The following is a 19,752-nucleotide window of genomic DNA, read 5'->3' on the forward strand; positions in this document are numbered from 1 at the left end:
TTTTTTGCTTTGCAGACTTGTAGATTGCATCAATAATATGCATGCGATCGACAGCTTCTGCGGCAGTTGATGTAATAGGAAACAGTCCTTGCACGGCGCCAATGAAATGTTTGAGTTCGTTTTGATACGAACGCTTGTAAATATCCTCGAGCGAACCAATGCGCTGGGGTGTAACATTCACCAAGTTGTTGTGAATTTTCTTGTGAAACTTCAGTGGATAGACACGTGCAAAGCCATCTTGACCATAGACATTGCAAAAGAGCAAGTCTTGATCGACTTCAAAATTCCAGCCCGTCTCTATAGAAATCGCTTGTCCATTTTTCAGCCGTACTAAAACCGATGAAAAGTCTTCGACATTGGTTGAATCTTGGTCATGCGCATGCTTTTCGAAATTGACAGCTGAGACGCTTTTAGGTTTAGGGAAATTCAGTAGCCATAGAGCAAGGTCGAGTACCATGATGCCTAAATCCAAAATGACGCCGCCGCCGGAGACACTTTTTTGAACCTTCCATTGCCGGTCGACAGGATTTTTTTTAGCCAGCCAGCTTTAACGAAGAACACCTCGCCAATTTCTCCGTTTTGAATAAAACTTTTCATCACCATGGCGTCGGGGCGAAAGCGTTGATTCATGCCAACCATGACTTTAACACTTGTGGGTGTAACGGCATCGAGAATTTCTTTGGCTTCTTTTGCTGTGCGTGCAAGAGGTTTTTCAACAAGGCAATGTTTGCCTGCTTTAGCAGCAGCAATCGTGATGGCTTTGTGCGTATTGGTTGGCGTGGCAATAATCACCGCATCAAGCTCAGGCATTGCCAGCATATCTTCATAGTGCTGAAAGACATGCTTGACTTTGTAGCGCTCACCGACCAACTTAGCTTTTGCCTGCTCGATATCGCAGACGGCAACAAGGTCTGCACCATCAAGTTTTGAAAGAATAGGTAAATGCGCAACTTGTGAGATATTTCCTAAGCCGATAACGCCGACTTTGACTTTTTGCATCCTCGACTGTATTTACAAAATTAAGTTAGAGAAATCTTGTATGCATGTGCCATGTCAGCGTCGCTCAGAGATGCGCGCCGTCGCCAGTATAATTAACGCTCATACTTGCTCCCGCCCACGCTGCTCATAATCTTACCAATCATGTCGTTGTAAGTGCGCACGGATTCTAACTCATCTTTGCCGACCATAGAGTTTTGATGCAAGCCCTCCAAAATAAATTCCATAGCACTTGCAAGCTCCGCTTTACTCTTGGGTTGCATCGTTTTTTCTGCAACTTCGCGCAGACCTTTGACTTTGTCGAGCGCCTTGAAGTAATCTTCAAACTTCATATCATCAAAAATATCGACCTGATTGCCTTGTGAGAACCAATTGGTGATGGTCGCATAAGGCGATTGACCTTGAACTTTCTTATTGGGGTCAGGACAGTACTTTTTGAAGACTTGATTGATGGCTTTTCCAACAAGCAGTTTAGCTACATTGATTGCGCCTTCCTGCTCGCCTTCATAGACCAGTTCAATTTTGCCAGTGATAGCTGGTACAACGAGAAAGAGGTCGGAGATGCGCACCAAGACATCCGATTCATCGTTGAGCATAGCACGTCGCTCGGCGCTACTGACCAAATTTTCCATTGCGCTAATTGTCAGACGCGCTGAAACCCCAGACTTTTGATCGACATACTCGCTGCGACGCGCTTCAAAAGCAATATGTTCTATGATTTCTTTGAAGTAATACGGCACGCTAACCTTGACTTCCGAATTACGATTTATCCATGCTTCTTGCTCGGTAATTTTGATACCGATTTCAATCGTCTTTGGATAGTGTGTAATGATTTGCGAGTCAATGCGGTCTTTGAGGGGCGTGATGATATTGCCGCGGTTGGTATAGTCTTCTGGGTTAGCAGAGTAGATGATAAAAATATCGAGCGGGATGCGCACTTGGAAACCGCGAATTTGAATGTCTTTTTCTTGCATGATGTTGAGCAAACCGACTTGAATGCGCGGTTGCAAGTCAGGTAGCTCGTTGATAGCAAAAATGCCACGGTTGCTGCGTGGAATCAACCCGAAGTGAATGACGTTTTCGTCCGCATAGGTTAGCTTTTGCGAGGCTGCTTTGATGGGGTCAATATCCCCAATGAGGTCAGCGATGGTAACATCGGGTGTAGCTAATTTTTCAGCGTAGCGCTCGGAGCGGTGCACCCAAGCAATTTCAGTATCATCACCTTCGTGCAAGATGCGCTCACGGGCATATTTGGAAAGTGGCTTGAACGGGTCATCATTAATTTCAGAGCCTTTGATGATAGGAATATACTCGTCGAGCAAATTAACCATTAAGCGAATCATCTTTGTTTTCGCCTGTCCGCGCAAGCCAAGCAGAATGATATCGTGCTTAGAGAGAATGGCATTTTGAAGTTGTGGCAAGACTGTGCGTTCATAGCCGATGATACCCGGAAAAGGATTTTCTCCAGCCTTGGTTTTGGCGATAAGATTCTCGCGCATTTCGTCTTTAACGGAGCGTGTACGGTAGCCCGAACGTTTGAGTTCGCCAAGTGTCTTGATTTTCGTGATGTCGCGCATTGGATTTCACAAGTTTATCGTTTTATTCAAAATTTCTCTGATACTTGAAGATGCAGTTGCCAGCTGTGTTGTGCAAGGTTGCATGCTCTGGCTAAGTTTGCAGATTGAGCAGAGTGAAGAGTTCCTGGCTTGTAAGCCGTGTCAGTGTGTCCATAGTTAGCGTAGTTTTTTGCGCCGATTACGGATGTAGTCAATAAAGAGATATTCGCCTAAGTTATCAAGACCACTAAAATACGCTCTGCCTTGGTTAGCTTCAGTTAGCTCGCGCACAAAGCCTTGCAAATACGGATCGCTGGTGACCATAAAGGTCGTAATCGTGATTTTATCTTTGCGGCAGATGACGGCTTCATCGAGCGTTTTTGTTGACGATTTTGCGATCGAGACCAAAAGAATTTTTGTAAATCTTTGCGCCCTCGTTAATTGCCGATGGCTTACCATCAGTAATCATAAAAATTTGCTTGTTCTGATTTTTTTTGCGCTTGAGAATCTGGCGCGCAAGTGCAAGCCCGGCTTTGGTGTTGGTGTGGTAAGGTCCAACGCTCACAAAAGGAAGGTCTTTGACATCCACCGTCCAAGCTTCATCGCCAAAGAGAATCACATCGAGCGAATCTTTCGGATAGCGTGTCAGAATCAGTTCGGCAAGTGCCATAGCCACTTTCTTTGCTGGTGTGATACGATCTTCACCGTAAAGAATCATAGAATGAGAAATATCAATCATCAAGACTGTGGCACAAGTGGTCTGATGTTCAGTTTCATAGATGCGAAAATCCTCTTCGGTGAGTGAGATGTCGGCAATGTTGCGTTTGAGTGCATTGTTGATGGTGGAGGTTATGTCAAGGTTTTGCAGGTTGTCCCCAAATCTCCATGCGCGTGTCTCAGGCATACGCTCATCGGAGCTGCCAGTGCGTGGAATTTTGTGATTGCCAAGCATACTCTGCCTGCGCAGCGTCGTGAAAATCTCGTTAAGTGAATCTTCGCGAATTTTCTTAGTGGTCTTGCCTGTGATGTGAAACTCGCCTCGCTCTGCGGCATCTTCCAGATAGCCTTCGCGCTTGAGCCACTCAATAAATTCTCCCATGCCAATTTCATCATCGCCTAACCCATATTGCCGGTCCATTTCCGTCATCCATTGCAGGGCTTGATTGGCATCGCCATTCGTATAGACGAGTAGTTGATTGAAAATTTTGAGCATTTTCTCAAGCGTGCTTTGCCCAGAGGCATGATGCTCATCCCATTTGCTGAATCGGTAATCCATCGTGAGTCGTCTGAATTTTGTGTATTGCGAGAGATTGCTGCGCAATGTCTCTAAGACAAATTGAAGAACAGCATGAACATAACAAAAAATTCTTGCGAGACAAGCATTAAACTTACTGAAGTGTGCTCATAGAATCCAAAGCCGTCGGACGAGGATTTTTCGTAATGCGGCGTGTAGGTTAGTTTTGCACCAAATCTTGCAAAAAAATACCATTGCACCGTTGAATATTCTTGCTCTTGAGACATCGCATGCCCCAATGAGCGTGGCGCTCTCTGTTGGGGATGCAGAGGTAATAAAATTTGGTTCGGCTTGGCAACGCACGTCGGAAGAAATCCTACCGCTCATCGAAAGTGCACTATCGCAAGCGTCGCTATCGCTCTTGCAGATTGATGCTGTGGCACTCTCCAACGGACCCGGCTCCTTTACTGCACTGCGAATAGGAATGTCGACTGCCAAAGGCTTGTGCTTTGCTCTGGATAAACCTCTGGTTACAGTAGGCACATTGGAAGCTATGGCACTTGCAGCTGAGCGACAAGTCCGCAATGAAGTGCAGCCGATAGCGGCACTGGTGCCAGTCATCTACTCGAAAGCCGATGAGTTTTTTGTGGGCGAAATTGCGCCTACAGCCTTGTGCGAAAATCTCTTGCTCGAAATACCCAAGTGTTATCTCACAATAAATGAGCTTTCACAGCGATACCGGAAAGAGGCAGGAGAAGTCGTGTGCGGACGCAGTCCTGAAAAATTGCGACCTCAAATTGAGACGTGTCTAAATTGGCATGAACTGGATTTTTCAGCGGCAGCACTGCTGCCAATCGCAAAAGAAAAGGTGAAAAAAGAAATGTTTGCTGACCTTGCCTTTGCCGAGCCTATGTATTTGAAAAATTTTGAGGCAAAGAAAAGCACCAGAAAATTCTTCGGCTAAGGCAACCTTTGCTGAAGGCGATGCACCTTTCTGCATCATGCACTTAGCGAAGGATAACAAACTGCATCAGAGTAGGGTGGTGCAACAGAGAAACTTGCCGAGGACGCATCACTACTCCCATTCAATTGTGGCGGGTGGTTTTGAACTAATATCATAAACCACACGATTGACACCGCGCACTTCATTGATGATGCGATTTGAAACCTTAGCAAGAAAGTCGTGCGGCAACTCAGACCAATCTGCAGTCATGCCATCTGTGGAATTGACAGCACGCAGGGCAATAACATTTTCATAAGTGCGGTTGTCGCCCATCACACCCACAGTTTGAATGGGCAGCAGCACTGCAAAGGCTTGCCAGACTTTGTCGTAAAGTCCAGCATGGCGAAGTTCCTCAATAAAAATCGCATCCGCCTCGCGCAAAATTGCGCAGCGTGCGGGCGAGACTTCACCAATGACGCGCACCGCAAGTCCAGGACCAGGAAAAGGATGACGGCTCAAAATCTGAGCGGGTACACCTAAGAGTTTGCCAACGGCACGCACTTCATCTTTGAAGAGTTCACGCAAGGGCTCAATGAGTTTGAGCTTCATGTTCTTCGGCAAACCGCCAACATTGTGGTGCGTCTTAATCGTCTGTGAAGGACCCCTGACATTGACGCTTTCAATAACATCAGGATAAAGCGTGCCTTGAACCAAAAATTTTTCGCGTGTAATCTGTGACTCAAAGACGTCAATAAAAGTTTTACCGATAATCTTGCGTTTCTTTTCGGGGTCAATGATGCGTTTGAGGCGCGAAAGAAAAAGGTCAGCAGCCTTGACGACTTTAAGATTTAGCCCTAAGCCATGGAGTGTGGCTTTTACTTCCTTGGCTTCGTTTTTGCGCAGCAAGCCGTTATCGACAAAAATACATTTGAGTCGCTTACCGATTGCGCGACTGACCAGTGTGGCAGCAACCGTAGAATCTACGCCGCCTGAGAGTGCGCATATAGCATGTTCTTTGCCAACCGTGAGACGGATTTTTTCGATTTCTGACTCAATAAAACTCTGTGGTGACCAATCTGGCGTGAGATGTGCAACATCAAAAAGAAAGTTGGCAAGAATCTCTTTGCCGTATGTTGTATGATGCACTTCAGGGTGAAATTGCAGCCCAAAAATTCGCTTGCCATTGCCGAGATATTCTACTGCGCACAGTTCAGAATTCTCACTTTCTGCGATGACTGAAAAACCGGGCGGCAGTGCTGTAACTTTATCGCCGTGGCTCATCCAGACCGTCGAATTCGGCACATTTTTGAAGAGTGCACTTTCTGTGCCGTTGCGCTTGATGACAAGATTTGTGCGTCCATACTCGCGTGCTTTAGCAACTTCAACTTTGCCGCCAAAGTGGCGCGCAATAGCTTGCAGTCCATAGCAAATGCCAAGCGTAGGCAAGTTCAGGTCATAGAGGCGTGCATCGGGCAGGGGAGCAAATTTTTGATAGACACTAGCAGGACCGCCAGAGAAAATCAAGGCTTTCGGGTTAAGCGCAACAATCCGCTCAAGTGGAGCATTGTAGGGCAAAATTTCGGAATAGACGCCAAGCTCTCGCACGCGCCGCGCAATGAGCTGGGTATATTGAGAGCCGAAATCTAAAATAACGACGGTGTTCATTAAGAAAATCAAAATGAGTTGGTCGGCATAATGCCGCTTGCAGAAAGCTCTACGCCGACATCAACCGGGTAAGAAAACATTGAGCCCAGAATGTTCAGCGTCGGTTTGATACGCAACATCATTCGAGTAGGCTTGCCGCCTTCACCTGCAAGATTGAACGCAAAATTTGCAATGTTTTCCACAGATTGTCCAGAAAGTGCTTTGAAGAGATCGACTGAAATATCCAGCGGTACGAGAGAAGACCCATTCGGTGGAATTTCTACACGTTCATTGAGCATGCCTGAGAGCATCTCGATCTGGTCAATGAACAGCGTCCACGACATTTTGTTCATCGCCGCAGTATTGGTGTTGGGATTTTGCACTTCAAGATTCAAACGAAAGGTAAGCGGCAGAGATTGATTAGCCAGCGCAAGTCCTAAACGTCCAGCATCAGGAAAACTAAGTTGGCTACGCGAGGCGACATTCTGCACATCAATGCCGGCGAGGCGTAACGATGAAACTGACGCCAGACGAAAGCGGCAACGTGAAAAAGCACGCGCTTCTTCGGCCTGACGCAAAACCGAGCAGCCCTGAACAAAAAAAAGTGTGAGAGCAAGCAGCGCAATCGGGTAAGCAGATGATCGTAGCTTCATAGTGTTGATGAAAATTCTCGTGGCAGACAAAGATACATAAACGGAGACGAACGGCGCTGTATATCAGGCTCGCACCAGTAAGCCTTCCAAAAATTCCGCAACAGCTTTGGCACGTGCTCGTGCGGCGCTGCGCTCGTGTCTTGCTTTCTGACAAAATTCTTCTTTTGCGGCTTTTGCAGCACTGGGAGTGCGACTAAGAAACGAAAGAAATGACAGCTGGTCTGCGCGCGCTGGACGATATGTAGCAAGCCCAAGTTCGCAGACAACGCTCAAGTTGAATTTCTCTGGACCTGGATTGATGCGGTAGATTGAAACCGGTCCAGCATCGGTCTCAAGCAATTCATAGAATGTAGCAGGTGCAATCCCTGAAAGTACAGTTGTGCTCGCACTGCGAAAGACCAGTGCCATTTGCTCGGCATTAAGAAATGGTAAAGCAATGAGGCGTTTGCCAGTGCGCTTTGCAAGACGCGAGAACTTCTCAAAGGCACGACGATTGTTGCCGCAGACAATCAACACTTGACTCTGCTCCCAATCAAACTCTGCATGTGCAGCCAGGTGCTCAAACGCTTTGTAAAGATGCTCTACCCAGTATGCGCCGCCTGTTGCGACGACTGTAAATCGGTGAGGATCGAGTTGAGAGATGGCGGGCAAATCGTGCTGGCGCAGTTCGGCGCGTGCTGTCTCAGGTGAAAGCGGACGCACATCACAAAAACGCAGCGCGAGGCAAATATCCAGCTGGCACAGTTTGCGTTTCGGAGTAGCTGTATCTGCGACGAAGCTTAGCAAGATAGCGCGGACTTTGTGCAATGACAGCATCAGGCAGAAGCCCGTTGTAGCGTGGCACATGAATAAGCGATTCGTCAAAATCGGGAATGTAGGCGACGACTTTAATATCGGAACGGAGTTCGGCTTTGAGTTGCAAAAGCGCGTAAGTCTGCATGAAGTGTGTGCTAACAATGAGCGGTGCAGCGCGCTCCGAAACAAGCGCACGCATCTCGGCTTTGAGTTTGGCAATCATGCCTTGCGTGAAACAAAAGTAGGTGCCGCGTAGCCAATCCTGCTCCATCAAATCATAGAAACGATCGTAAAGGTATTGAAACTTGGAGTAGATAACACGATGTGCCTGCTCAATATCCTCGACCGCACTCTCAAAGTACTCGATCTTTAATTCAGGTGTGAATCGACGCAGCGACTCACCAAGCGAATACATGGCGCTTTTGTGCCCGCCACCTGCCTGTGCAGAAACAATAAGAATGTCTTTTTCCATCAGCGTTATGTGTTTGAAAATGGTCGCAACATACAGTCTGCCAGCCTTCTGAGCAACTGCTTTGCCTTGTCTCTATTTTGACAATTTTTTGACAAGCTTTTTACGAACGTTTGACATCCTCAAGACAACGGCTGACACCCCTTTGCGCATAATTGCATCGTCAAGAGCAAACAAGTTCAACGCTCAAGTAAAGTCAGGAATCAGCAATTCAAATCAATCAAAATTCAAACGAAAAGGACAATCGCTATGAAAACTGTAGCACAACTTGCACAGATGCAAACAAAAATGCGCTGGTATGCCGAACGACCGTTTGCTTACCGATGCCGTGATGAATACCAACAGCGCATGACCATAGGTTTAATTGTGGCAGCAATCTTAATGTGTCTCTCGCTGGGCAGTTATTTTATCAGCACATCCATCATTGAACCTTTGCCCCATAAACCAAAAGAGATTTGGATTGACATCATCGATCCACCTCCGCCGCCTGCGCCAGAAAACAATAAACCCTCACAACCAACGACGGGCAGTCCAAACAGCGACATCATCACTGTCAATACAGGCACATCAGCAGGACGTGCAGCAGTGGAACAGAGCGTCAATAACACGATTACAGCAGCCTTCAGTGACGCGATAAACAGTGGACTTTTAGCAGAAGGGCATCAAGGACCCCCTGTGCCACAAGAAGGTACGCAAGGTGGACTGCTTTCCAACCAGCAGGGCGGTGAAATGAAAATGTCAGGCACATCGCTGATGCCATCGGGATTAACAACAAATCAAGGTCCTCTTGCTTATCTGCAAGGCGCACAAGTTCTGAAGTCTGATCTTAACAACGAGAAGCTAGGTGGTAACGAGGGCAATCGTGTCACAATTGCAAAGCGCGGAACGCTCACCATTCGTGAAAGTGATAGGCGCCTGCAAATCCAAACGGGCGGTCGCAGCAAAGAGGAAATTCTTGCCACCGTGCGCTCTTACCAAGCTGCAATACAGAGCGTCTATACAGAGGCGCGACAAGCTGCGGGCAGAGCGCTCAAAGGCAATGCTGTGGTGCGTCTGGTTATTGCGCCTGATGGTGCCGTCCGCAGTGCAGAGGTCGTGCAATGCAGCATCAACAATGACAACTTTAAGCGAGCACTGGTTGCAAAAGCACGCAAAATGCAATTCTCCAAAATTGCCGGTGCAACCCTGCAGCAAGTCGACATTCCCTATGAGTTCGGCGAAGAAGATTAACCTGAAGACACCTCATTAACCCAAAGACGCCAGCAGGAGGGATGGTCCCTACGCATCCCTCCCTGTTGTGCGTCAAGACACTGACCGCAGGTGATGATAAGAATGAACGATAAGCATAAGTTCAAGATGATAATCGTAGCAAAAAACTATATTCCAAAAAACACTAACAAGAGTGAGGCTTGGCTCATGCGCTACAGGTTTTTTGCATGTATGGCGATATACACATCAACCTTCCTCACATCAGCATTGCATGCACAGTCGCTTATCGTGCTCGATAGTCTGCATGATGAATATCCTATTGGACGCTATCTCTGGCTATATGAAGACAAATCGGCGAAATTGACAATCGATAGTGTCGTGTCAGGTAGCTACGCAAGTAAGTTCTTTGCAAGCCAAGAGGAAAGTCCAAATTTCGGCTATACAAGTTCAGTCTATTGGGCAAGGTTTAGTGTAGTGAGTCAGAACCCGAATGTGCCGTATTGGTATTTAGAGTTTGCCTATCCGATGTTTGATCATATTGAACTCTATATGCCAACATCGACTGGCACGTTTGTGCTCAAACGCACTGGGGATGCACTTGCGTTTTCAGAGCGAGAAATTGCTTACCGCAACTATGTATTTTCTTTGCCGAATTGCATCGATACGATGACGTATTTCCTACGCTTGCAAACCCAAAGTTCCATGTCTATTCCACTCAAGATCTGGACACCGGTGAGCTTTAAAGACAAAACAATAGCTGAGGTCTTTATTTTAGGCTTATACTACGGCATCTTCCTCGTGATGGTACTCTATAATAGCTTCCTTGCAATTTCTCTGCGCGACAAAAGCTATGCTTTCTATGTCTTTTATGTGCTGGGATTTGGAGTATTTCAATTGACATGGAATGGCTTAGCCTATCAGTTCCTCTGGCCGGATGCAGTGTGGTGGAACAATCTTGCACCAGCATTTTTCATCGCCTTCTCTGGATTTTGGGTAGCAAACTTTTCGCGAAGTTTTCTTGATCTTAAAAGATTCTTGCCTGCCATTGACAAACTGCTCATAGCTTTAACGCTCTTTTGTGTTGTGGCAATGGGGCTGACGATGCTACTGCCGTACATACATGCGATAAGATTGGTCTACGCTGTGCCGCTTGTGTTGCTACCGATAGTGATTCCAGCTGCTGTCTTTTGCTTGCGCAAAGGATTCAGACCAGCAGGATATTTTCTGATGGCATGGACGCTCTTTCTAGTAACATCCGTGTTTGCAGTATTGCGCAATTTAGGCCTCGTGCCGACAAACTTTTTTACAATCTACGGCACACAGATTGGCTCGGCACTCGAAGTGATTTTGCTCTCACTGGGGTTAGCTGATCGCATTAATTCATTGCGCGCAGAAAAAGAGAAAGCGGAAGCTGAAGCGAAATTGCGTGAAATGGCAGATCAGTTTGTTATCGAAAGCTCAATCAGAGAAGCTGAAATTGAACGCTTGAAAAATGTCGAGCTGGCAAATGCACTCATACAAGTCGAGCAGCAGAAAAATATTGCGCAGAAGGCAAATGCATTTAAGACAGAACTGCTCAGCATTGCTGCTCACGACCTGAAAAATCCCTTGCAGTCTATTATGGGCTTTGCAGAACTTATTTATGAAAAAGCCCTATCTGATTCCGACATCAAACAAATGGCAGCGGCAATTTCTGCATCATCAAAACGCATGAGCAAACTGATTACAGATTTGCTGCAAACCACCGCTTTGGATTCAGGGCAACTGATATTGCACAAAGAAAAAAATTGCGCTCTCGCAGTTGCTTGCGTCAGCCATTGAACAAAACCGTATATATGCAGCGCGCAAACAGCAAACACTGGAACTGATTTGCAAGCAAGATTGCATGCTTGAAGTCGATGTGGAACGTATGAATGAAGTGCTCGACAATCTTATCTCCAATGCGATGAAATACTCTGCACAAGGCAAGCGCATTATCATAAGAAGCCAGATAAAATATCAGGGAGAGGAAAGTAACAGAGCCCCTGTGGTGTGTATTGGCATTCAAGACGAAGGTCAAGGACTTTCAGAAGAAGACATGAAAAAACTCTTCGGACGCTTTCAACGCCTTTCGGCACATCCAACAGGAAATGAAAGCTCAACAGGACTTGGGCTTTCTATCGTCAAGCAACTTGTTGAGCTGCATGGCGGCAAAGTTTGGGCTGAATCGGAAGGTAAGGATAAAGGCGCAACGTTTTTTGTTGAACTGCCCATCGAGCACAGCCAACTTATTAGGACGAACGAGCTCTAAACTGCTAAATCTTAAACGGTAAAGCTGCATAAAGTGAAGTGAAGTCAAATGATAAAAAAAATGTGAAGCTATCGTGCTGCGCTCAATTGACTACCGAGACGAGTCAAAAATTCTCACGCTCTACACCAGAGAATTCGGTAAGCTCTCGGCGATAGCCAAAGGCTGCCGTAGCCCAAAGAGCAAATATGCCTCAGCTTTTGAGCTGGGCTCGCACATCGCTGTGGTGCTCTACAAAAAAACAACACGCGAAGTGCAAAATATCTCCGAAGCCAGTCTCAAAACGCCCTTTCTGGGCATCACCACATCCTTAGAGCGGCTGCGTGTGATGCTGCAAATTCTAGAACTGGTGCGTTTAGTTACAGAAGAAGAAGAACCGCAGCCCAAAATTTTCTATCTTTTACTGGAAAGTCTGCGTCAAATTGATGTGGCAAAGAAGAACGTCATCAATATCTTCTTTTTCTTTCAAACGCACCTGGTCTCGCTCTTGGGCTTTAAGCCAAGTTTTACCGAGTGTGTTATTTCAGGCAAAAACATCATGCAAGAGCTGCATGCGGAAGACAACCGAGAGCTGGTGCTGCTGCCTGAGCGTGGTGGTGTGGCGCTGCGTAAAGAAGCTGAACGCTTAGCACTAAGCGGCAAACCCATATCAATTCAAGCCTTCCGCTGGATTCAGTGCCTTAACGAGATGCCGCTCAATTCAGTGGAAAATCTGTATCTTCAAAATGCGCTTGGCGACGAGGTGGCGCAAATTCTCGACATCTATCTTCGCTTCCATATCGAGAACCTGCCACCGCTGCGTAGTCAGGAAATTTTTAATGCGCTCACGCGTTAGACATGGCATAAACTTTCAGAGTACATCATTCGTAGAGAAGAGCAGCTTGTCAGTTGTCCAAGTGCATCCAAATGCAATGAGAAAGCATCAAATTTTCACCATAATTCTTCACGATTTAACGGGGAGACTTTCTTATGAATAGAAACACACTTCTGACTGCAATTGGACTCATTTTTATTGGTATCATCGTAGGTGTGGTAGGCATCACAGGCTTGCAAATGACCGATAAAGTCTCGGCGCAACAATCGGCGGAACGCGTTGTCGCACTGGGCAATCCAACCTACACGCCGAAAGAGTCAATGCAGATGATGAAAGCTATCAATCAGGCGTTTATTGACGTGGCAAGTGTGGCAAAACCTGCGGTCGTAAGCATCAATGTAGAGGCATCAGCGCGTAGCTTGAGCGATAAACCAGAAGGTGAAGGTGACGCCCCCGACGATATGTTTCACTTCTTTTTCCGACAACAGCCACGAGGAAACTTCCCGATGCGCGGCTCTGGCTCAGGGGTCATCATCACGTCCGACGGCTACATCATTACCAATCATCATGTCATCAATCCTGCAACAAACAACGGTATTATCAAAGTGGTGCTCGACGACAAGCGTGAATTTAGAGCAAAGCTCGTCGGCAGCGACCCCTTAACGGATATTGCCGTCATCAAAATCGAAGCCAAAGATTTACCAGTGATGCCGTTCGGCGACTCCGACAATGTACAAATTGGCGAGTGGGTGCTGGCTATCGGAAATCCCTTTCAACTGACCTCCACTGTAACAGCAGGAATCGTGAGTGCAATTGGACGGGGCAATCTGCGCGTGATTGAAGGAAGCTACAGCGTAGAGAACTTTATTCAAACCGATGCGGCAATCAATCCGGGCAATTCGGGCGGCGCACTTGTCAATATCGAAGGCAAACTCATCGGTATCAATACCGCAATTGCCACACGCAGTGGCGGCTATCAAGGCTATGGCTTTGCCGTGCCAATTAACTTAGCTAAATCTGTCGCTGAAGACTCATCAAGTTTGGTAAAGTCTTGCGCGGTTACATCGGCGTACAAATTCAAAGCATTGATGCAACCGCAGCAAAAGCCCTAAACTTGCCAAAGCCAGAAGGAGCGTGGGTACAATCACTGGTGCCTGATGGTGCAGCCAAAGCCGCAGGCATTCAAGAAGGGGATGTGATTATCGCCATTGATGGTAAACCAGTCAAAGAAACCAACGACTTGCAAGCCTATGTGGCGCGCAAGCATCCCGGAGATAAAGTCGTGCTCAAAATCTGGCGCGATGGCAAAGAGCGCGATATTACCGTAACACTCAAAGCACGCGATGAAAAGACTGAACTGGCAGCTAAAGAACCTCAATCCGAGCCCTCAAAGCAACTTGGCTTGGAAGTCAAAGACCTGACCGAAGCTGATAAAAAAACGCTATGAAGTCGACTACGGTGTGCGCGTCTCTTCCGTGGAACTCTTCGGTCAAGCCAGTGAGCGTGGTATTGTCAAAGATGATGTGATTTTGGAAGTCAACAAGCAAAAAATTAACTCTGTCAAGGACTTCAAAGAGGCACTTGCAAAAGCAAAAGAAGGCGAGGCGATCTTGCTGCGAATTCGTCGCCGCGATAAAACAACCGCCTTTGTGGCAATTGAAATGGGCAAAAAATAATGCACACTAGAGCGGACGCTGCAGAAAAGCGTCCGTTTTTTATTCGAGTGCTTTTATGATAAAAAACTCTATCGCAAATGTCGCAGTCTGCAGATGTTGTTGTTGTAGGAGCCGGCATTGGCGGCTTAACCGTTGCAGCGCTAATGCAACATGCTGGCTTTCAAACCTTGACCTTTGAGCAGCATACCGTGGCAGGCGGTAGCGCCTCCATGTTTCGCAAAAAAGGCTACACCTTCGATGCCGGGGCTTCCATGTTCTATGGCTTTGGCACAAATGAACAAAGTGGCTCGCTCAACTTGCACACACGCATCTTTGAGCGCTTAGGCGTTAGCATCAAAACCCTGCCCGACCCCGTGCAAATTCACTATCACTTGCCCAATGGCTTTGAAGTGGCCGCGCATTACGAGCGTGAAAAATTTCTTGCCGAACTCATAGAACGCTTCCCGCAGGAAGCAAAAGGCATTCGTGCTTTTTATGATGAGCTTGAAAAAGTCTTTCGTATCATCAGTGCCTTTCCAGCTGGATCGCTCGAAGACGCAGGACATTTGACACGCCTTGCCCTAAAGCATCCTAAGAAAGTACTGCAATTGGCTTACTACACGCTCTTTTCTATGGGACAGATGGCGCGCCGCTTTATCAAAAATGATGAACTCTTACGCTTCATTGATATTGAGTGCGAATCATGGGCACTGCAAGATGCCAGTGCCACGCCGTTTGTCAATGCTGGTATTTGTCTTGCCGATCGACATCATGGCGGCATCAATTATCCAGTAGGTAGTTCGGGCGCTATTGCAAAAGCCTTGGTTGAGGGCATTCAAAAATTCGGCGGTAAGGTGCGTTTTGCAACACCCGTCGAAGAAATTCTCGTCAAAAATGGTAAAGCTATCGGCGTACGACTCCAAAATGGTGAAATCCACTATGCTACCGCCATCGTCAGCAATGCCACCATCTGGGATACCTTCGGAACCCTCATTAAAGATGAGCGCTATAAAGTCGACGAAAACAAGTTTGAGATTTCACCAAGTTGGTTTCAACTTCACTTAGGCGTCGATGCACGCGTATTCCCCGAAGGCTTCCATGTGCACCACATCATTGTCGAAGACTGGCGCGCCTACCGCAAACTGGGAGGCACGATTCGGCTCTCGGTACCCTCGCTGTTGGATAGAACCTGCGCACCTGAAGGAAAACATGTAGTGCATGCCTTCACCACTAGTGAAGCGGCGCTGTGGCGCAAACGCTATCCAAAAGATGAAGACTACGAAGCGCAAAAAGCCCGTGAAGCAGAAAAACTCATTGCGCGCCTTGAGCAGATTTTACCGAATCTCTCTTCCGCAATTGAACTGCAATACATCGCAACGCCGCTCACACACAAACGCTATCTCAATCGTTACTTGGGCTCGTATGGTCCACTGCTCAAAAAAGGACAAATTATCTTACAAAAACCGCAAAATTCTACGCCAATAAAAAATCTCTATGCCGTAGGCGATAGCTGTTTTCCTGGACAAGGTGTGATTGCCGTAACCTATTCGGGCGTATCGTGCGCGCAGCTGTTGTGCAAAAAGTTCGGCAAAAAATTTGAATACCTCTGAACCTACTTCACCGAAAAGTGTTGAACCGGCACCTTGGCCTAAATTCTGCTGAGCATGTGATACGCTGGACAATGTGCATCACCTTACTGAGCCTGAGACTAATCTTGCCAGAGCATAGCCCTGCGCAGCCTTACTCTATGGTCAATACCCCGCTGCGTCAAATGACCTTTGAGACCAGCTACGGCTTTGCAAACACTTCGCTCCCTGGGTTTGGGCAACCGATTGCCTCAACACTGCATCTAGAAGCGATGTTTGGTATCAAACGCTATCTTTTTTCAAGACACAGTCAGGCACTTGTCGATTACGCCCATCCGCATGCGTTTGCAAGCTACTACACCGTGCTGACTGCCCCAGCAGAAACCGGTATCGGAGCAAAAACTGTAAGCATGAATTTATTCCGAATCGGGCTCGGCATTCGCGATGGCATCGGCTACCGTTTGGAAAATATGGCAATCACGCCAACCATCAACAGTGCGATGCTGCTTGCACGCCCAGCGTTTTCTCGCTTACCGCAAGACCCAGACAGCGCCAGTCGCGCCGAGCGCTTTAGCGCGCTGCATTTCGGGACACTAACCGCCGCCGGAGTGGATGTTCAAGCTGCTTCCACATTTGCCATCAACTTTAGCTACGATTGGATGCTGCTTTTTCCGAGATTTATGCCTTGGCAATTTATTGGCAGTCACATCTTGCAGTGGGGATTGCAAATCGGAGCCGGCTATTTTATCGATGCAGTCTTTGGCGCAGGGCCGCAACTTTTGCCCGTGGCGCACTTTCTTATCAAAAATGCCCTCAACTTTGCCCTCTATGCCCTGCGCCTAAACCGAATGCACTTTCCATTCGAGAGCGAACCGCCACTGAGCGTGCAAACCTTTAAGATTGGCATCTCGTTTTACATCGGTCCAAAAATTCTCGATTGAGCACTTAATCCCATTTGAGTTTGCCTGCTGCCGATATGCCAGCAAGCCAGCCAGTAGAATAGGCAGCTTGCAAATTAAATCCACCAATTTCACCAGCCAGATCCAGCGCTTCACCAACTACATAGAAGTTCGGCACAATGCGCGATTCCATTGTCTTCGGATTGATGTCGCTGAGTGCAACCCCGCCTGCTGATACTTCACCGCGCTCAATCGGCACCTCCTTGACCTCTCCAAGCCAGAACTGCTTCAAGACACTCATGAGCTTACGCCGCAGCCCCCGCTTCAAGTCGTGCCACTTCTGTTCATACGCAACCTCAGCCGCCTCTAAAATGAACGGCACAATCGCATTCGGTAACTTTTCCTCAAGAAACGTGCGCACATACTGCGCCGGGCACGCCTGTTGCTCTCCCAAAAGCAAAGCATCTAAGGCCTCAAAAGAAAACTGCGAAAAAAATCAATCAGCATCTCAACCTTAGATTTTTCTAAGGCTTCGGCAACTTCACGCGAGAGCGAAAGCGCCGCTGGACCTGAAAGCCCTAAGTGCGTAATAAGCACATCATCAATGCGCGTGACGGTGTTGAAACTGCTTTTGGCAATCAGCCCAACCCCACGCAAAGACACACCAACCAGTTCAGTAGGTGGCACTTGCTTGAAATAAATCGGCGCCAAAGCCGCACGAGGCTTGACAATACGATGACCTAATTTTTCCGCAAAACGCAAACCATCACCCGTCGTGCCAGTCTTAGAATACGATACACCACCAGTAGCCACAATCACCGCCTGCGCTTGAAACGCCAAATCATCGAGCGGCACAAAAAAATGCGACTCCCGACGCTCTACATCCAGCGCACATGCTTTCGTAAAGACATGAATGCGATGCGCCTTGAGCATGCGCTCAAAGACTTCCAACACATCAGTGGCTTTGCCAGAGACAGGAAAAATCCTGCCGTTCGGACGCGTATAGGTCTCCACACCGTGCTGATGAAGCCACGCAATGACATCACGATTTTTAAGACCGAAAAATGCCGGCTTGAGAAAGCGCCGCTCATTCGGATGCAAAAAACCTTTTTCCAATACGCTCTCCATCTCGCCATCATGGGAGATGTTGCACTTGCCACCCCCCGAAATTCGAATCTTAATCCCAAGGCGTGCATTGCGCTCCAAAATCACAATGTGAGCCGCCGCATCCGGTATCCCGCTTTGTCGCAAATGCTGACGCGCCCCAAGTGCCGCACACATCCCCGCTGCGCCACCCCCTATAATCAAAATATGTGCTGATAGCGTCTGCATCCTATAAAAATTGCTTTAGACACAAATTTACACTCTCGCAAAAATATGCCGCGCACAGCAAAGAACTTGAAGAGCCAAAATCTTTTTTAGCAAATTGCAAAGCTGTAATCAAAACAACCCACCAAGGCATGAACACCTGAGCAAAACCGTAACCTGCAACAGCATCGCAAAAACTAAACGGAACACATAGACCAACACACATCAACAAGCCGTAGCGTCAGCAAAAACAAAACACAGACACGCAATGGCGTATGATAGAAATGACAGACTGCATGCGCACACAGGAGCGCAAAAAGAAACAAGAAGACAAATGATGCAACACATCCAATCCAAACCGTGCATCACCACGGAACAGTGAAGTGCCCACCAATGCAGGCAAGAAAAAACTGCAAAGGATGTTAAGTTTTGTAAGAGCAGCGTGCCGTGCCTCTGCCATGCCGCTATGAAAATGTTGTTGGATACAGCGCAGGCAATACAATCACAAAAACTTGCAAAGTATGTTAAGCATCCATAAACTATACCAAGGCGATTCACTACAATTCATTCTAAAAGAGATTCCAATGCCAGCAACCCTAATGATTCTCCATAAAAATGAATACCTTTCCTGCACTAAACCCTAAAAGAACGGTGAGCAAACACATTAAATCTAAACAGCGCGTCGCCGACTACGGCGAAGTCTTGACCCCAGACTGGCTCGTAAAAGATATGCTCGACTTGGTCAAACCCGAAACCGAACGCATTGACTCGCGCTTCCTTGAACCCGCCTGTGGCACCGGTAACTTCCTCATCGAAATTTTGCACCGAAAACTGCGCACCGTCGAAAAAACGCTACGCCAAAAACCAACACGACTACGAACGCTACGCCGTGCTCGCACTTGCCTCACTCTATGGCATCGACATCCTAGAAGATAACGCCAAAGAATGCCGCCAGCGACTCTACCAAACCTTCGACGAAAGCTACACCAAGCTCTTCGGCAAAAACACCAAAGACGCTTGCCGCCAAAGCGCTCGCTATATCCTGCAACAAAACATCATTCACGGCGACGCACTCTCTTTGCAAACCGTCGACAAAAACCCCCATCCAATTGTCTTCTCCGAATGGGCACTCGTCAATGAAGTGTTTATCAAACGACGCGATTTTGCCTTCCACCAAATGGTGCAGCAGGCTTCTCTGTGCGAGCTGCCCCTCTTTTCCGACAAAGGCGAAGAAGTCTATATTCCAAAACCTGTCAAAGACTATCCGTTAGTGCATTTTCTAGAAATCGCTAAGATACACGACAATCATGACCACGACAGTCAACTACAACCCTGACGTGCTCTCCTGCCTGGCAAGCCTGTCGAGTGATGAAATCTTCACCCCACCGGCGCTGGCCAATCAGATGCTAGACCTGCTACCGGAGGATCTTTGGCGCGACCCGAACGCCCGCTTCCTCGACCCCTGCTGCAAATCCGGCGTCTTCCTGCGCGAGATTGCTAGGCGGCTCAACCAAGGTCTTGAAAGCCTAATTCCCGACCGGCAGGAACGCATCAACCACATCATGACAAAGCAACTCTATGGCATCGCTATTACGGAACTGACCAGCTTAATTGCGCGCCGCACGCTCTATTGCTCCAAAACTGCAAACGGCAAATACTCCATCTGCACAGCGTTTACTACGCCTGAGGGCAACATCCGCTACC

At 47.5% G+C, this 19,752-nt stretch carries 19 protein-coding genes and 3 pseudogenes; 13 read left to right on the forward strand and 9 right to left on the reverse strand.

Annotated elements, in window-relative coordinates; genetic code table 11:
• From CMR00_11555 to CMR00_11570, 4 genes and pseudogenes are all read right to left on the reverse strand, one after another.
• On the reverse strand, window positions 1-472 hold a 472-nt coding region (locus CMR00_11555; protein PIO47201.1), incomplete at its 3' end, for a dehydrogenase.
• Complete coding sequence (locus CMR00_11560; protein ID PIO47202.1) at window positions 463-999, reverse strand: hypothetical protein; 537 nt, start codon at window positions 997-999, stop codon at window positions 463-465. The genes CMR00_11555 and CMR00_11560, both read right to left, overlap by 10 nt.
• Before the next feature lie 92 nt (window positions 1,000-1,091).
• Window positions 1,092-2,573 (reverse strand): magnesium chelatase, encoded by a 1,482-nt coding sequence (locus CMR00_11565; protein ID PIO47203.1) that lies wholly within the window; start codon window positions 2,571-2,573, stop codon window positions 1,092-1,094.
• Window positions 2,574-2,729: 156 nt separating this feature from the next.
• Window positions 2,730-3,828 (reverse strand): annotated as a pseudogene (locus CMR00_11570) (hypothetical protein).
• A 220-nt stretch (window positions 3,829-4,048) separates the two neighbouring features.
• Between CMR00_11570 and tsaB the strand changes: the two are divergent.
• Complete coding sequence (tsaB, locus tag CMR00_11575) at window positions 4,049-4,750, forward strand: tRNA (adenosine(37)-N6)-threonylcarbamoyltransferase complex dimerization subunit type 1 TsaB (protein ID PIO47204.1); 702 nt, start codon at window positions 4,049-4,051, stop codon at window positions 4,748-4,750.
• A gap of 111 nt (window positions 4,751-4,861) precedes the next feature.
• Here tsaB and CMR00_11580 read toward each other — a convergent pair whose 3' ends face one another.
• The 4 genes from CMR00_11580 to CMR00_11595 all read right to left on the reverse strand — a co-directional run bounded on the left by CMR00_11580 (window position 4,862) and on the right by CMR00_11595 (window position 8,293).
• Complete coding sequence (locus CMR00_11580) at window positions 4,862-6,394, reverse strand: glutamine-hydrolyzing GMP synthase (protein PIO47219.1); 1,533 nt, start codon at window positions 6,392-6,394, stop codon at window positions 4,862-4,864.
• Between the two features lie 8 nt (window positions 6,395-6,402).
• Window positions 6,403-7,026 carry a hypothetical protein gene (locus tag CMR00_11585; GenBank protein PIO47205.1) on the reverse strand — a complete coding sequence of 208 codons (624 nt, stop codon included), beginning with the start codon at window positions 7,024-7,026 and terminating at the stop codon, window positions 6,403-6,405.
• A gap of 63 nt (window positions 7,027-7,089) precedes the next feature.
• The gene (locus CMR00_11590; GenBank protein PIO47206.1) at window positions 7,090-7,728 is read right to left on the reverse strand and encodes a hypothetical protein; all 639 of its coding nucleotides are present in this window, start codon (window positions 7,726-7,728) and stop codon (window positions 7,090-7,092) included.
• 1 nt (window position 7,729) lies between these two features.
• Window positions 7,730-8,293 (reverse strand): hypothetical protein, encoded by a 564-nt coding sequence (locus CMR00_11595; protein PIO47207.1) that lies wholly within the window; start codon window positions 8,291-8,293, stop codon window positions 7,730-7,732.
• A 61-nt stretch (window positions 8,294-8,354) separates the two neighbouring features.
• Here CMR00_11595 and CMR00_11600 point away from each other — a divergent pair, with 61 nt between their 5' ends.
• From CMR00_11600 to CMR00_11645, 10 genes are all read left to right on the forward strand, one after another.
• Window positions 8,355-8,543: a hypothetical protein gene (locus CMR00_11600; GenBank protein ID PIO47208.1), complete on the forward strand. Its 189-nt coding sequence runs from the start codon at window positions 8,355-8,357 to the stop codon at window positions 8,541-8,543.
• Window positions 8,540-9,520 (forward strand): hypothetical protein, encoded by a 981-nt coding sequence (locus CMR00_11605; GenBank protein PIO47209.1) that lies wholly within the window; start codon window positions 8,540-8,542, stop codon window positions 9,518-9,520. The genes CMR00_11600 and CMR00_11605 overlap by 4 nt, the downstream gene beginning before the upstream one ends.
• Window positions 9,521-9,613: 93 nt before the next feature.
• On the forward strand, window positions 9,614-11,320 hold the full coding sequence (locus CMR00_11610) for a hypothetical protein (GenBank protein ID PIO47210.1): 1,707 nt from the start codon (window positions 9,614-9,616) through the stop codon (window positions 11,318-11,320).
• The gene (locus CMR00_11615; GenBank protein ID PIO47211.1) at window positions 11,301-11,789 is read left to right on the forward strand and encodes a hypothetical protein; all 489 of its coding nucleotides are present in this window, start codon (window positions 11,301-11,303) and stop codon (window positions 11,787-11,789) included. The genes CMR00_11610 and CMR00_11615 overlap by 20 nt, the downstream gene beginning before the upstream one ends.
• 70 nt (window positions 11,790-11,859) lie before the next feature.
• On the forward strand, window positions 11,860-12,621 hold the full coding sequence (gene recO, locus CMR00_11620) for a DNA repair protein RecO (GenBank protein PIO47212.1): 762 nt from the start codon (window positions 11,860-11,862) through the stop codon (window positions 12,619-12,621).
• Between the two features lie 134 nt (window positions 12,622-12,755).
• Complete coding sequence (locus tag CMR00_11625; GenBank protein ID PIO47213.1) at window positions 12,756-13,712, forward strand: hypothetical protein; 957 nt, start codon at window positions 12,756-12,758, stop codon at window positions 13,710-13,712.
• Window positions 13,634-14,047 carry a hypothetical protein gene (locus tag CMR00_11630; GenBank protein PIO47214.1) on the forward strand — a complete coding sequence of 138 codons (414 nt, stop codon included), beginning with the start codon at window positions 13,634-13,636 and terminating at the stop codon, window positions 14,045-14,047. The genes CMR00_11625 and CMR00_11630 overlap by 79 nt, the downstream gene beginning before the upstream one ends.
• A complete protein-coding gene (locus CMR00_11635; GenBank protein ID PIO47215.1) occupies window positions 14,028-14,276 on the forward strand; it encodes a hypothetical protein in 249 nt (82 codons plus the stop codon). The genes CMR00_11630 and CMR00_11635 overlap by 20 nt, the downstream gene beginning before the upstream one ends.
• Before the next feature lie 77 nt (window positions 14,277-14,353).
• The gene (locus CMR00_11640; protein ID PIO47216.1) at window positions 14,354-15,865 is read left to right on the forward strand and encodes an amine oxidase; all 1,512 of its coding nucleotides are present in this window, start codon (window positions 14,354-14,356) and stop codon (window positions 15,863-15,865) included.
• A 137-nt stretch (window positions 15,866-16,002) separates the two neighbouring features.
• The gene (locus CMR00_11645) at window positions 16,003-16,782 is read left to right on the forward strand and encodes a hypothetical protein (protein PIO47217.1); all 780 of its coding nucleotides are present in this window, start codon (window positions 16,003-16,005) and stop codon (window positions 16,780-16,782) included.
• Between the two features lie 4 nt (window positions 16,783-16,786).
• Here the strand turns inward: CMR00_11645 and CMR00_11650 are convergent.
• Window positions 16,787-18,072, reverse strand: a pseudogene (locus CMR00_11650) (aminoacetone oxidase family FAD-binding enzyme).
• A gap of 627 nt (window positions 18,073-18,699) precedes the next feature.
• On the opposite strand from CMR00_11650, the pseudogene CMR00_11655 reads away from it, so the two are divergent.
• Together CMR00_11655 and CMR00_11660 are read left to right on the forward strand one after the other, a co-directional pair.
• Window positions 18,700-19,384: pseudogene (locus CMR00_11655) on the forward strand (restriction endonuclease subunit M).
• Window positions 19,356-19,752 (forward strand): restriction endonuclease (locus CMR00_11660; GenBank protein ID PIO47218.1); only part of this gene is annotated, 397 nt, incomplete at its 3' end. The pseudogene CMR00_11655 and the gene CMR00_11660, both read left to right, overlap by 29 nt.

This window comes from [Chlorobium] sp. 445 (assembly GCA_002763895.1).
GTDB lineage: Bacteria > Bacteroidota > Chlorobiia > Chlorobiales > Thermochlorobacteraceae > Thermochlorobacter.

What these genes read in the sequence shown, in the direction of transcription:
- CMR00_11565 (PIO47203.1), bottom strand. Translation starts at nt 2,573, where the DNA reads ATGCGCGACATCACGAAAATCAAGACACTTGGCGAACTCAAACGTTCG.
- CMR00_11625 (PIO47213.1), top strand. Translation starts at nt 12,756, where the DNA reads ATGAATAGAAACACACTTCTGACTGCAATTGGACTCATTTTTATTGGT.
- CMR00_11610 (PIO47210.1), top strand. Translation starts at nt 9,614, where the DNA reads ATGATAAGAATGAACGATAAGCATAAGTTCAAGATGATAATCGTAGCA.
- CMR00_11560 (PIO47202.1), bottom strand. Translation starts at nt 999, where the DNA reads ATGCAAAAAGTCAAAGTCGGCGTTATCGGCTTAGGAAATATCTCACAA.
- CMR00_11645 (PIO47217.1), top strand. Translation starts at nt 16,003, where the DNA reads ATGGTCAATACCCCGCTGCGTCAAATGACCTTTGAGACCAGCTACGGC.
- CMR00_11580 (PIO47219.1), bottom strand. Translation starts at nt 6,394, where the DNA reads ATGAACACCGTCGTTATTTTAGATTTCGGCTCTCAATATACCCAGCTC.
- CMR00_11605 (PIO47209.1), top strand. Translation starts at nt 8,540, where the DNA reads ATGAAAACTGTAGCACAACTTGCACAGATGCAAACAAAAATGCGCTGG.
- CMR00_11640 (PIO47216.1), top strand. Translation starts at nt 14,354, where the DNA reads ATGTCGCAGTCTGCAGATGTTGTTGTTGTAGGAGCCGGCATTGGCGGC.
- CMR00_11595 (PIO47207.1), bottom strand. Translation starts at nt 8,293, where the DNA reads ATGGAAAAAGACATTCTTATTGTTTCTGCACAGGCAGGTGGCGGGCAC.
- CMR00_11585 (PIO47205.1), bottom strand. Translation starts at nt 7,026, where the DNA reads ATGAAGCTACGATCATCTGCTTACCCGATTGCGCTGCTTGCTCTCACA.